The following is a 12,341-nucleotide window of genomic DNA, read 5'->3' as shown; positions in this document are numbered from 1 at the left end:
CGGTCTGGTGAAAACCCTTCTCTTCACCCATGCAAGCGGTCTCGATCATGAGATGGGTCCGGGCCATCCCGAGCGCCCGGATCGCCTGCGAGCCATCGAAAGCGGTCTCGCGGCGGAGCGCTTTCAATTGCTGACGCGCGTCGAGGCGCCGCGCGCCCCGCTCGAAGCTTTGCTGCGCGTCCATCCGCAATCTTATCTCGATGCGCTGACGGAAGCGCAGCCAAGAGAAGGTTATGCGGCGCTCGACTGCGACACGGTGATGTGTCCCAAGACGATCGAGGCGGTCTGGCGCGCCGCGGGCGGCGCCGTCGCCGCGGTCGACGAGGTGATGACGAGGGCGGCCGACACCGCCTTCGTCGCCGCGCGGCCGCCGGGACATCACGCCGGCCCGCACAATCCGATGGGTTTCTGCTTCGTCAACAATATCGCCGTCGCGGCGCGTCACGCGCAGGCGGTCCACGGCGTCGAGCGCGTCGCCATCGTCGATTTCGACGTCCATCACGGCAATGGCACGCAGGAAATCTTCTGGTCGGACAAGAGCGTGCTGTTCTGCTCGACGCATCAGGCGCCTTTTTATCCCGGCACGGGCGGCTACAACGAGACGGGCGAACACGGCACGATCGTCAACGCGCCCATGCTCGCGGGGTCGACGGGGGACGTCTTTCAGGAGGCGATCATCGACCGCATCCTTCCGCGTCTGCAAAATTTCAGCCCCGACCTCATCTTGATCTCCGCCGGCTTCGACGCTCACGAGCGCGATCCGCTGGGGGGCCTGCGCTTCAACGAACAGGATTTCGGCGAGGTCACGAAACGGCTGATGGACGTCGCCGACAGAAAATGCGGCGGCAGGGTCGTATCGCTGCTCGAAGGCGGCTACGACCTCGAAGGCCTCAGCCGCAGCGTCTGCGCCCATATTCAGGCCCTGATGGGCGCCTGAGCCTGCATCGACGCCGCGGCCTCCGCCGCGAGATGGGCCTTTTCGGCGCGCGCCAGAAGATCGATGAGCTTCGCCCCCTCCTCGCGCGGCTCGCAAGGCTCCTCTTCGCGTTGTTGCGCCCGCTGCCGCCGCGCCGCCTCCAGAGCGCCCGCCGTCACCTGGCCTGCCGCGCGCTCCTTCTCCAATTGCTCGGCGAGGTCGCGGATCGACTGTTCCAGTTGCGACTTCTGATCTTCGAAGCGGCCCGTCTCGGCGTTGAGCCTCTCGCCGGCGAGCGCCGCCTTCTGCTCGGCCTTCTCCATCCGGGAGGCGAGATCGCGCATGACGCGGATCAGCGCGCGAGCGCGTTTGCTCAGCCGCGCATGCGCGCCGTCGCGCGCCTCCAGCCGCTGCTTGAGAGCGTCGGCCTCCACGGCGACCGACTCGGAATGCTCGGAAATGCGCAAAATCTTCTGCTCCATCTCCGCGGCCTGGCGTTCGCCCAGCCGGATCTGCTCCGACTTCTCCTGCAGCGCGGCCCTCGCTTCGGAGAGCAGCCCTTCCGCCGCCAAAGCGCGCGCCGTCTGCTCCTGAAGCTTCGCCTCGAGCGCCGTGACGGCGCCGCGCGCTTCTTCGCTTTCGGCGCGCCAAGCGGCCTGCGCCTCTGTCAAGCTCGCCTGCAGCGCGTCGCCGCGCTGGGCGGCGAAGACGGCCTCGTCCCGCGCGACCGCCAGATGGCGCTGCAGCTCGGCGACGAGCGCGTCGTTCTTCGCGACGACCGCCTGCAGATCGTCGACCTCCCCACGCAAATGATAGGCCTGCGCGCGCTCGGCCTCATAGGCTTCGTGGAACGCGGCGCCGGCGTCCTGAGCCTCGCGCAGATCCGCTTCGAGCTTCTCGATGCGGCCCTCATTGAGTTGGACGATCGCGCGCAGCCTTTCATTTTCCGACAGGAGCAGGCTGTTCTCCGCCCGCGCCTCCTCACGGCCCTCGTAAAGCGTCCGATTGTCTTCCTTGGCCTCGGTCAGCGCGCCCTCGACCATTGCGATCATCATCCCGCGCTCGACCAGCGCGGCGTTGGTCTGCTCCCGAGCGGAGAGGACATGGCCGATCCAGTTCGAGATCTCGACGAAGCAGTCTTTGACCTGCGTGAGTTCGTCGATTTTCTGTACGAGATCGATGCAGCGATTCTTGATCGCCTCGTCTTCCGCGCCGATCTGGTCGAGCGTCCACTCCGGCAGCGGGGCCGGCCCATGGGACTCGACGGGCGCGCGCCCGGACCATTGCGCAAGGCGCGCGAAAGCGGCGGCGGTGTCGGCGGATGCGTGGACAGGCGCGTGCAGACGTTCGTTCATCGCAAGATTTCCCGTTTCGCCGAACCGCATCTACTGGACGCCGTTCGGCATTTCCCTGCCTTCATCTGCAGGGAGACTATTCGGGAAGGCGGGGCGGACGGAACGCGTTCTTTCGGCTTCGGCCAATACTGCAATTGATTTCAGACCGGCTCGCGCATCCCGTGGATTTACTTACGCCAAGCGGTCGAGAAAAGCGCATAAAGAAAAGCCGCGACGCCCGAAGGTCGCGGCTTTTTCAAAAATCTCAGCGTCGGGGGCGTCCTCAGCGTCGGGGCGGCCCTGGCGACTTAGCCCTGACGCGCCTTATAGCGCTTCTGGGTCTTGTTGATGACGTAGACACGGCCCTTGCGGCGCACGATCTGGTTGTCGCGATGGCGCGCACGCAGGGATTTCAGAGAGTTGCGGACTTTCATTCGTCTATCCTCGGCAATAGAACACTGGCCGGGATAACGCCCAGCGCCTCGTTGGCGGCGGATATGCCAAATTTTGCGCCGCGGATCAAGTGCAAGCCCCGCTCAGAACCGGACATCGGCGAAAAGCCGCAAATTGGCCCCGGGCAGCAGCACCTCGTTCTTGCGGAAGGAGACGCTGTTGCGGATGTCGGCGTTGAGAAGATTATTGCCGACGAGCCCGAGGGTCATCTCCCGCCCCCAGGGATTGTTGGGCGCAAGCGGCGTCCGGTAGCTCAACTCGGCGCGCAGGAGGTTGTAGCCATTGGTCGGGGTCTCGCCCGTCGCGGCGACGTCGTTCTGCGCGAAGGCGTGGAGCAGGTTCGCGCGCATGAGCCAATTGGCGTCGCGCCAATAGAGGCCCCCGCCGAGCCGCACCGGCGGGATGCGCGGAACATTGCCGCCGCTCGTAAAGCTCGCGCGCACGACGTCGAACTGGTTCTCGACGCCAATCGTCCCGCCCATGAGCGGCGCGACGTCGAGCTGACTTTGGAATTCCGCGCCGCGGAAGACGGCGTTGCGCTGCGAATAGATCGCAAGCCTCAGATCGCCGGCGCCGCCAATGGCGCAGCTCGCGAAATCGGCCTCGCAGACCGGCCCCGTGAGATTGCGGAAGATGAAACCGTCGAAGCGGGTGACGTAAAGGGCCGCCTCGAAGCGCAGAGGCCCGGTGGCGCGGCGCAGGCCGAGTTCGAACGTCTTCGCCCGCTCGATCCCGAGATTGGGATTGCCGACGTCGAACGTGCCCGTCGCCTCGTGAACGCCGCGGGAAAGAAGCTCCGGCGCGCGCGGAGCGCGCTCGACATATTGCGCGGAAAGGCTCGCGACGAGACCGTAAGGCAAGTCGTGAAGGAGACCGAAGGCCCCGCTCGCCGGCGTGAAATTGAGATTGCGCGAGATCGGCGCCGCCGGATCGACCAGAAGGTTCGACAAAGAGCCTGCGACCTGCGCGTGTTCGATGCGCCCGGCAAGTTGCGCCCTGAAAGCGTCGGTCACCCTCAATTCGTTGAAGAGATAAGCCGCGACGCTCTTTGTGCGGTTGGGATCGTAGAGCCCGCCTTCGAGCCCCGGCGAGGTGAGAATTTGGTGATTTCCCTGCACGCCGGCGACGCTCGTCATCACGCCGAAGGGCAAGGCGACCGGCATGAATTGCGTCTCGACCCGCACCTCGAGATCCTTGTTGGTGAAGGTCTGCTGGACGCCGTCGAAGCCGCCTTCATTGGCGAGTTCGTGGTGTTTGTAGTCGGTGAGCCCCGCCCAGAAGCGAATGGCGTCGACATAGGCGGACCCGATATGGATGTCGCCCTTCCCGGTGACGCGCGTCTGGCGCATCTCGATGCGGGTGTTGGTTTCGGTCGGTTCTATTCCGGGGATGCGGTAGCGGCTGTCATATTGCGTCACCGCGAAGCCGACGAACCCGCCGGAGGGGATGAGATAGCTGCCGCCGAGCGAGGCGCCGCCCGAGCGGTTCGAAGAGTTGGGCTGGCGCCCCGCAAAATAAGGCGGGGGCTCCTCTGCGAAGGGGTCGACGTAAAGATAGGGGTAGCCCGGTACGCGGTAATCGCTCGCCCGGCGCCCATGCGCGTCGGCGTGAACGAGAAAATTCCCGCGGCCCGCGTCGAGCAGCATCGCGTTTTCGAGGAGATTGTCGACAGTGGCGATCGCCGCGCGCGTTTCCGCCGCCGCGCAGCCTTTCTCGCGAAAGGCCGCGTCAAGCGCGCAGGGCGGCGCTTCCGGGATACGGTTATTGGCGACGTTCACGACGCCGCCGATCGCCTGCGAGCCCCATCGGAGCGTCGCGGGTCCGCGCACGACCTCCATCTGGCTGGCGCCGAGCGGATCGAGCGGGACGCCGTGATCTTCGCCCATTTCCGAGACGCCGCTCGCGCCGACGCCGTTCTCCTGGATGCGCACGCGGTAATTGTCGAGGCCGCGCACAATGGGCCGGCTCGCGGCGCCGGGCGCGAAGCTCGAACTGGTGACGCCTGGCCTCGAAAAGAGCACGTCGCCCAGCGTCGCGCCGGCGGATGCGCGCAATTCTTCATTTGTGACGACGGTCACCGCGGCGAATTGATCCGGCGCAATCGCCAATACGCCGGGAGGCGGGGCCTCGACGGCCGGAGCGACCGGTTGGGCCGGCGAGACCGAGATAGGCGGCGCCGGCGTCGGCGCGCGCGCGGACTCGACCCGCTGCGGCGTCCGCCGCTTGATCGGACTCGCAGTCCCGACGTCGATCGTGGGCAGGGATTGTTGTGCAAAAGCCGTCGAATTCAGGGCGAGCGCTCCCGCCGCCACGCAGATTAATAGACGTCTTCCGGTCCCGATGCCGCCGCAGCCCATGAGCGCCCCCAACGATGTAATGTTATAACGTCTAGACGTTATAACATTACATCGTTGGGCGGGGTCAATAGTCGAGCCGCCTCACGCGGCGTCTCACATCTGCGTGTGGCGCCTCAGCAACAGCGGGGGGGGGGGGAGCTTTACGTCTCTTGAACGCCTTTATCCGCGACGGCGCGGCCGAGGCCCCTTTGCGGCCTAAGCGACCGCGGCCGCGAACTTCTCCCACCCCGCGGCGCGAAGCCGGCAGGCCGGGCATTCGCCACAGCCATACCCCCAGTCGAAGCGCTTGCCGCGCTCGCCGAGATAGCAGGTATGGGTGTCTTCGACGATGAGCGACACGAGCGCGTCGCCCCCGAGTTCGCGCGCCAATTTCCAGGTGGCGGCCTTGTCGATCCACATCAGCGGCGTATGGATTTCGAGATCCATCCCCATGCCGAGGGTCAGCGCGCGATTGAGGGCGCGGATGGTCTCATGCCGGCAATCGGGATAGCCGGAATAATCCGTCTCGCACATGCCGCCGACCAGGTCGGCGACGTCGCGCCGATAGGCGAGCGCCGCGGCGAAGGTCAGAAAAAGCAGATTGCGGCCCGGCACGAAAGTCGTCGGCAACCCGTCATCTCTGAGAGCAATTTCGGCGTCGCGGGTAAGAGCGGTGTCGGAGATGGCCCCGAGCGCTTCGATCGAAATCGTGTGATCTTCGCCGAGCCGCGCGCGCCATTCAGCGGAAAGGCGCGCCAGCCCCTCGCGCAGAACCGCGCGCTGCTCCAGCTCGACCCGGTGACGCTGACCGTAATCGAAGCCCACGGTCTCGACGCGCTGGAATCGCGAGAGCGCCCAAGCGAGGCAAGTCGTCGAATCCTGCCCGCCCGAGAACAGCACGAGCGCCGACGCGCCCTCATTTTGGCTCGACGCCATATTGCAAATGGAGGCCAAGGCGGCACTTTCGTTTCTAAGGGAACGCGTCCCGATATTTTACGTCGGCGTCCCGAAGCTGCAAGCGCGCATGAATTTCAGCGCGCGCGACAAGCGGGAGCGGAAGCAGCCTATCCGGCGATGCATGAAATTTATGCGTAAATGGGCGGCTAGACGAACCATGCGTCGAAGCCTTTGTCTCGCAAGAAGCTTCCGCCCTCATGTCGCGCCAGCGAAGGCTTTCTCGAACGCCGGCAAATGGATAATGCCCGCCAAACCGATTGCCAAGTTCGCCTTTGCGCACAGTTTACTGATTGTTTAGCGACCCCTTCAGGAGGCGAAAATGGCACAATCAACTTATCGCGGCTTCGCGTCGATGGATCAGGAGAAGCGCATCGAGATCGCCCGCAAGGGCGGCAGAGCCGTTCCGCCGGAGAAGCGCAGCTTCTCGCAGGATCACGACCTCGCCGCGCAAGCGGGACGAAAGGGCGGCCAGAGCGTCGCGCCGAAAGATCGCAGCTTTTCCCGCGACCGCACGCTCGCCGCGACCGCCGGGCGCAAAGGCGGTCACGCGTCTCACGGGCAACGCCCACAGAGCTAAAGAAGTCGATCCGCCGCCTCAGTCAGGCGGCGGTCCGACGCGCCGCGCGCTTATGGTTCGGCGTGTCGAATTTCGGCAGGGCGTTCATCACGCGCTGTGGCGGGAACACCACGATGGCGTCCGTGCCTTCCCGCACTTTCGACTTCAACATGAACTGGCCGCCATGCAATTCGACCAGCCCCTTCACGATCGGCAGGCCGAGGCCGGTGCCTTCGTCGGCGTTCTTTTGCGCGAGCGTGCCGCGCCCGAAGGACGACATCACGGTGGCGATCTCTTCTTCCGGAATGCCGGGGCCCGTATCCTTGATGGCGATATATTGGCCGCCCGCGCTGGTCCAGCCGACCTTGAGCGTCACCTGGCCGCCCTGCGGGGTGAACTTGATGGCGTTGGTCAAGAGATTGAGGATGACCTGACGCACCGCGCGCTCGTCGGCCCAGATGCGGGGCAGGCTGGGCTCGACGGATTCGACGAGCTTGATGTCGCGTTTCTGCGCGCGGATCGTCAGCAGATGCCGGCATTCCTGCGCGATGCTGACGAGCGAGACGCTCTCTTCCTTCAGCTCGTAGCGACCGGCTTCGACGCGCGAAAGGTCGAGAATTTCATTGATCAGCATCAGCAGGTGCTGGCCGCTCGAATGGATGTCGTTTGAATAGTCGCGATAGGCCGGATTGGCGTGCGGGCCGAAAAGCTCGCCCTTCAACACTTCCGAAAAGCCGAGAATGGCGTTGAGCGGCGTGCGCAACTCGTGGCTCATCGTGGCGAGAAAGCGCGATTTCGCGAGATTGGCCTCCTCCGCGCGCCGCCGCGCTTCGTCCATATTCGCGTTCGCCTGCTCCAGCTCCGCGATCAGGTCGTTCTTCTCGGAACGAAAGAACAGGCTTTCCGAGGCGAGCTTATGGAAACGCCGGGCGAGGACGAAAGAGAAGACCTGCGTCGCGACGATTGTTGCGAGCAGCGCGACGAATGTATCGTCGCCGCCGCCGCGATTGACATAAGCGATGTAGCCGATCGCCGTCAGCGAACTCGGCGCAATGGCGGCGTAGACGGCCACCGGTATCGTCGCCGTGACCATCGTGTTGAAGGCCGACGACAGAACGAGCATCACGATGACGAGCGTGCGGGCGTTGGGATCCTTGACGGCGAGCAGCATCCCCGCAACGCCGGCCCAGACGATCCCGTGCACGAGCTCGGCGCCGACGAATTTCTTGCGCCACTGCTTGACCGTCACCTTGTCGTCCGCGACGGACTGGAGGTTCTTGGCCATGCCGTAACAGAGGATGAGGCTCGAAAAGGCGAGCACCAGCCAGATCACGATGCGCTCGCTCGACACCCAATAGAGGGCGAGCAGCGACATCATCAAAATCAGCGCGACCGCCGAGAACGCGGAATTGATCCTCGTTTCCGCATAGGCGCGCAGCAATTCGAGATCGGCGCCGCGATGGCCCGTATCGGAGGTCGTCAGCCGCTCGCGCGCTTGGCGCACCCGGGCGCCGAGGCGACGCTTCTGCGTCGCCGTCTGCGGATCGAGCCCGCGGCCGCGCTCGATCATCTCGGCGGTGACTTCACTCATTCTTCCCACGCACGCAGGACGGAACTAACTCAATATCGATATCCGTGATAATCACCGGGAAACATTAACAGCCCACTCACAAATCGCCATGATTTGGACCAGATCCGGGTTGGATCCTGAGAGGACGGCAATGCTGCTCTACGACTCGCCGCTCGCGCCGAATCCAAGGCGAGTCCGGATTTTTCTCGCCGAGAAGGGCGTTTGCGTCCCCACGCGCCCGGTCGACCTCATGACCCTCGAGCATAAGCGATCCGATTTTGAAGGCGTTAACCCTCTGCGCGCGGTTCCCGCGCTCGTTCTCGACGATGGCGCTGTGCTGACCGAGTCCGTCGCCATCTGCCGTTACTTTGAATGGCTTCACCCCGAGCCGAACCTCTTCGGGCGCGACGGCCGCGATCAGGCCTTCGTCGAGATGTGGCAACGACGAATGGAGTTCGCCCTCTTCATGCCTGTCGCCTTCGCCTTCCGGCACAGCCACCCGAGATTGGCGGCGCTCGAACAGCCGCAAATGCCGGAGTTCGCCGCCGCACAGCGTCCGCGTGCGATCGACGCCATGCGCTTTCTGGACCGCGAATTGGCCGGCCGTCCTTTCGTCGCGGGAGAAACTTTCTCTATCGCCGACATCACCGCCTTCGTCGCCCTGGAGCTGACCAAACTGGCGCGGATCGACATCCCGGCGGAACTCGCCAATCTCGCGCGCTGGCGGGCCGAGACGGGCGCGCGCCCGAGCGCGGCGGCCTGATGGCGCGCGAGGAGGCCGCGAAACTGGAGGCGCTGGCGACGCAAATCCGCGCCTGCCGCCGCTGCGCCGACGCCGCCGCGCCCCTGCCCCACGATCCGCGGCCGGTGTTCCGGGTCTCCCCTACCGCGCGGCTTCTCGTCGCAAGCCAGGCTCCAGGCAATCTCGTCAATCAGACGGGCGTCCCCTTCAACGATCCCTCCGGCGAGCGGCTGCGCGACTGGATGGGGGTCGATCGCGACATATTCTACGATGTCTCCCGGATCGCCATCGTCCCCATGGGCTTCTGCTTTCCGGGCAATGACGCCGCCGGCGGCGACCTGCCGCCCCGCCCTGAATGCCGCAAGCTGTGGCACGATCCGCTTTTCGCGGCGCTTCCAAAGATCGAAACCGTGCTCGCCATCGGACGCTATGCGCAGGACTATCACTTCGCGCGTCTCGGTCATGGCCTGCCCAAAGGGGCGAGCGTCTCGCAGACGGTCGCGCGCTGGCGGGAGTTTCAGGGCGCGCGGCCCCTGATCTTCCCACTCCCCCACCCGTCCTGGCGGAACACGGGCTGGCTGAAGAAAAATCCCTGGTTCGAAGCCGAAGTTCTGCCGGCGCTTCGCGCCGAGGTCGCCCGGCTTGTCGGAACATGCGACAAGCCGGCATGAGCATTGTCGCCATTGGAGAGGGCGCGCGCCGCGCAATATTCGGCAACGACCGGAAAATGGCGCTGATCGCCGGCCCCTGCGCGCTCGAGAGCCGGGAGATGGCGCTGGAAGTCGCCATGGAGCTTGCGCGGCTCTCCGACCGGCTGGCGATCGGGGTCGTGTTCAAGGCCTCCTTCGACAAGGCCAACCGCACGAGCGGTTTCTCGCAAAGAGGGATGGGCCTGGAGGCCGCACTGCCCATCTTCGCGGAAATCAAGGAAAAGACCGGCGTGCCGGTTACGACCGACATTCACGAGAGCTGGCAATGCGAGCCTGTCGCCGAAGTCGCCGACCTATTGCAGATCCCGGCCTTTCTTTGCCGGCAGACGGATCTGATCGTGGCGGCGGCGCGCACGGGCCGGCCGCTCAATATTAAGAAAGGTCAGTTCCTCTCGCCCTGGGACATGGTCCACCCGGTGGAGAAGGCCCGCGCGGCGGGGGCGAGCGGCGTCCTCGTCACCGAGCGCGGAACGAGCTTTGGCTACAACGCGCTCATCGCCGACATGCGCGCGCCGCCCATCCTCGCCGAGACAAGCGCGCCCGTTATTTTCGACGCGACCCACGCCGTCCAGCAGCCGGGGGGACGCGGAGCATCGTCCGGCGGCGAGCGGCGCTTCGTGGCGACTCTGGCGCGGGCGGCCGTGGCGGTCGGCGTCGCGGGGATTTTTATCGAGACGCATCCCGATCCCGACAAGGCGCTATCCGACGGCGCGACGCAAATTCCGTTGCGCGAATTAGGAGAGATGGTTGAAACGCTCTTGGCTTTTGACCGGTTAACCAAGACGGTCTCTAGTTCGCCGCAGCGAGAGGATGATCGATAAGCGCTCGATCGGCAGTCACCAGGCGAAGGCCCTCGACGCTGCATTGCGCGAGCAGAAGGCGGTCAAAGGGATCTCGGGTCGGTGGTTTGGGTTCGAAGTCGGCCAGCACATGGGCGGGGTGGATCGATAGAAGTTCGATTCCGAAGCTGTCGAGGGCCGAGGGCAAAATATCAATCGGCACAGTGAGCGTGAGTTTTCCGAGCCGGCGCTTGATCGCGATCTCCCAAAGGCTGGCGGCGCTCACGACGAACTCCGTCTCTGTATTTTTCAGTAGCGCGCCGATCTGTGGTCCGAAGGCTTCCAGCTTGTTATCGATCACAGCGAGCAAAATATGCGTATCGAGGAGGAGCCTCATCCTATCTCCGGTCTCGGCTTCAACAAAAAGTCCTCGGGCAAGGGCGCGTCGAAATCTTCAGCAAGATTCGAGACTAATTGGCCGCCATGCGCTTTTCTGAACGCCTCGATCGCGCTTCGACGCAAACCTCCCTGAGGCCGGTGCGGAACAAGGTCGAAGACAGGGCGTCCATTCCGCGTAACCACGACCGTCTCGCCTTTCTCGACTTGCCGAGCGAGTTCGGTGAGGCGGTTCTTAGCTTCTTTGATCGTGACGGTCGGCATGTGAGCATAGTAGCCACGCATGACCACCAGGTCAAAAAATCATCCCCGCCCCCGATAGGGCGGCACGCCCTGGTCCGGCAGCCACAGGCCCTCCGGCGGCGCGCCGGTCTGCCAGAAGACGTCGATCGGAATGCCGCCGCGCGGATACCAGTAGCCGCCGATGCGCAGCCATTTCGGCTTCATGGCCGCGACGAGGTCGCGGGCGATCCGGATCGTGCAGTCTTCGTGGAAGGCGCCGTGATTGCGGAAGCTCCCGAGATAGAGCTTCAGCGACTTCGACTCGACGAGTTTTTCGCCGGGAACATAGTCGATGACGATATGGGCGAAGTCGGGCTGGCCGGTCACCGGGCAGAGCGAGGTGAATTCCGGCGCGGTGAAGCGCACGAGATAGGCTGCGTCCTTGTGCGGATTGGGCACGAGGTCGAGTTCGGCGTCGTCGGGCGAAGCGGGCAGCGCCGCTTTCTCGCCGAGAAGAAGCGCGCCGTCATGGGTCTTGGTCATGGAGGCTAAAGATAACGGCGCGCCCGGGAGGTCAAGTAAAGCCTCTCCTTATCTCTTCCGACTAAGGATCCCGGTCGTCCGCACATTCGCCCGTTCGCAGCGTAATCGGATGCGCGGTCATCCAGCCGGACAGAAAGCGGTTCCCGTCGGTCTTGAGCGCCGCCAGCATTTCGGCGCGGATGATCTCCAGCCATTTCTGGCGTCGGTCGGGGGTGTTCATTTCAGCAGGAACGCCGAGGTCGATCGCCTTGACGGCGAATTGAAACGGCATCGTATGCCAGAAGGCGACGCCGCCGCCGCCCGGCAGCCCCTCGACCGCGGCTTTGGGCGTCTTCGCCAGCTTCTCCTGCTCCGCGACGGGCACGGGGTCGGACTTGCCGTTCGCCGGCGCGGCGATGACGACGCCGTTCCGGAAGAACATGTTCGTCACGGAGCCCTTGCGCTCGGCCGCGAGATTGCCGCCGATGACGAAGGTCGCATTCGACTTTTCGACCGAACATTTCAGCATGCGGTCGAAACAGGCGGCGACGCCGGACTCATGCGCGTTGCACCCCGTCTCGATCCATTTGGCGAGGGTCTCGGGCTTCACGTCGAGAAGATAGGCGACGCCCTGGCTATATTCGCAGCGCTGCACGAGCGCGGCGGGCCAGCCCATGAAATCCTCGGAGACGGGGGCGCAGGTTCCGGCGCGCGGAAGCGATTTGTCCATCGCCGCCTTGACCGCCGCCGCATGTTCGGCGGTCTGCGCCGTCGCGGCTTGCGCCGCCATCAGGCTTGCGGCGATGGCGAGGCCGACCGGATTTCGTCCGAAACTCATGTTTCTCTCC

Annotated in this window: 14 protein-coding genes; 5 read left to right on the top strand and 9 right to left on the bottom strand. The window is 64.7% G+C overall.

Annotated features, from left to right (window positions below; all coding sequences use genetic code 11):
- Positions 1 to 7 precede the first annotated feature (7 nt).
- Positions 8 to 937 (top strand): histone deacetylase family protein, encoded by a 930-nt coding sequence (locus MMG94_RS17325; RefSeq protein WP_026016234.1) that lies wholly within the window; start codon positions 8 to 10, stop codon positions 935 to 937.
- Here MMG94_RS17325 and MMG94_RS17320 read toward each other — a convergent pair.
- The 4 genes from MMG94_RS17320 to queC all read right to left on the bottom strand — a co-directional run bounded on the left by MMG94_RS17320 (position 916) and on the right by queC (position 5,975).
- Positions 916 to 2,271, bottom strand: coding sequence for a hypothetical protein (locus tag MMG94_RS17320; RefSeq protein ID WP_154419641.1), 1,356 nt, complete (start codon positions 2,269 to 2,271; stop codon positions 916 to 918). The two genes, MMG94_RS17325 and MMG94_RS17320, sit on opposite strands and share 22 nt — an antisense overlap.
- 287 nt (positions 2,272 to 2,558) lie before the next feature.
- A complete protein-coding gene (ykgO, locus tag MMG94_RS17315) occupies positions 2,559 to 2,684 on the bottom strand; it encodes a type B 50S ribosomal protein L36 (RefSeq protein WP_016919880.1) in 126 nt (41 codons plus the stop codon).
- Positions 2,685 to 2,786: 102 nt separating this feature from the next.
- Positions 2,787 to 5,060, bottom strand: coding sequence for a TonB-dependent receptor (locus tag MMG94_RS17310; protein WP_016919879.1), 2,274 nt, complete (start codon positions 5,058 to 5,060; stop codon positions 2,787 to 2,789).
- A 195-nt stretch (positions 5,061 to 5,255) separates the two neighbouring features.
- The gene (queC, locus tag MMG94_RS17305; protein ID WP_016919878.1) at positions 5,256 to 5,975 is read right to left on the bottom strand and encodes a 7-cyano-7-deazaguanine synthase QueC; all 720 of its coding nucleotides are present in this window, start codon (positions 5,973 to 5,975) and stop codon (positions 5,256 to 5,258) included.
- A gap of 340 nt (positions 5,976 to 6,315) precedes the next feature.
- On the opposite strand from queC, the gene MMG94_RS17300 reads away from it, so the two are divergent.
- Positions 6,316 to 6,573 (top strand): con-10 family general stress protein, encoded by a 258-nt coding sequence (locus MMG94_RS17300; RefSeq protein WP_026016233.1) that lies wholly within the window; start codon positions 6,316 to 6,318, stop codon positions 6,571 to 6,573.
- A 22-nt stretch (positions 6,574 to 6,595) separates the two neighbouring features.
- Here MMG94_RS17300 and MMG94_RS17295 read toward each other — a convergent pair whose 3' ends face one another.
- Positions 6,596 to 8,143: a sensor histidine kinase gene (locus MMG94_RS17295; protein WP_026016232.1), complete on the bottom strand. Its 1,548-nt coding sequence runs from the start codon at positions 8,141 to 8,143 to the stop codon at positions 6,596 to 6,598.
- 130 nt (positions 8,144 to 8,273) lie between these two features.
- On the opposite strand from MMG94_RS17295, the gene MMG94_RS17290 reads away from it, so the two are divergent.
- The 3 genes from MMG94_RS17290 to kdsA are packed head-to-tail and all read left to right on the top strand — an operon-like array spanning position 8,274 to position 10,395.
- Positions 8,274 to 8,885: a glutathione S-transferase family protein gene (locus tag MMG94_RS17290; protein WP_016919874.1), complete on the top strand. Its 612-nt coding sequence runs from the start codon at positions 8,274 to 8,276 to the stop codon at positions 8,883 to 8,885.
- Positions 8,885 to 9,535: a uracil-DNA glycosylase family protein gene (locus MMG94_RS17285; RefSeq protein WP_016919873.1), complete on the top strand. Its 651-nt coding sequence runs from the start codon at positions 8,885 to 8,887 to the stop codon at positions 9,533 to 9,535. Before MMG94_RS17290 ends, MMG94_RS17285 begins: the two co-directional genes overlap by 1 nt.
- Positions 9,532 to 10,395, top strand: a complete 864-nt coding sequence (gene kdsA, locus MMG94_RS17280; protein WP_016919872.1) for a 3-deoxy-8-phosphooctulonate synthase — start codon at positions 9,532 to 9,534, stop codon at positions 10,393 to 10,395. Before MMG94_RS17285 ends, kdsA begins: the two co-directional genes overlap by 4 nt.
- Here the strand turns inward: kdsA and MMG94_RS17275 are convergent.
- The 4 genes from MMG94_RS17275 to MMG94_RS17260 all read right to left on the bottom strand — a co-directional run bounded on the left by MMG94_RS17275 (position 10,364) and on the right by MMG94_RS17260 (position 12,331).
- Positions 10,364 to 10,750: a type II toxin-antitoxin system VapC family toxin gene (locus tag MMG94_RS17275; protein ID WP_016919871.1), complete on the bottom strand. Its 387-nt coding sequence runs from the start codon at positions 10,748 to 10,750 to the stop codon at positions 10,364 to 10,366. The two genes, kdsA and MMG94_RS17275, sit on opposite strands and share 32 nt — an antisense overlap.
- Positions 10,747 to 11,013 (bottom strand): type II toxin-antitoxin system Phd/YefM family antitoxin, encoded by a 267-nt coding sequence (locus MMG94_RS17270; RefSeq protein ID WP_016919870.1) that lies wholly within the window; start codon positions 11,011 to 11,013, stop codon positions 10,747 to 10,749. The genes MMG94_RS17275 and MMG94_RS17270 overlap by 4 nt, the downstream gene beginning before the upstream one ends.
- A gap of 39 nt (positions 11,014 to 11,052) precedes the next feature.
- A complete protein-coding gene (gene queF / locus MMG94_RS17265; RefSeq protein WP_016919869.1) occupies positions 11,053 to 11,514 on the bottom strand; it encodes a preQ(1) synthase in 462 nt (153 codons plus the stop codon).
- A 61-nt stretch (positions 11,515 to 11,575) separates the two neighbouring features.
- Complete coding sequence (locus tag MMG94_RS17260) at positions 11,576 to 12,331, bottom strand: hypothetical protein (protein WP_016919868.1); 756 nt, start codon at positions 12,329 to 12,331, stop codon at positions 11,576 to 11,578.
- Positions 12,332 to 12,341 lie beyond the last annotated feature (10 nt).

This window comes from Methylocystis parvus OBBP (assembly GCF_027571405.1).
GTDB classification, from domain to species: domain Bacteria; phylum Pseudomonadota; class Alphaproteobacteria; order Rhizobiales; family Beijerinckiaceae; genus Methylocystis; species Methylocystis parva.
Note: the sequence above shows the minus strand (reverse complement) of the source record. Positions and strands in the feature narration are given on the sequence as shown.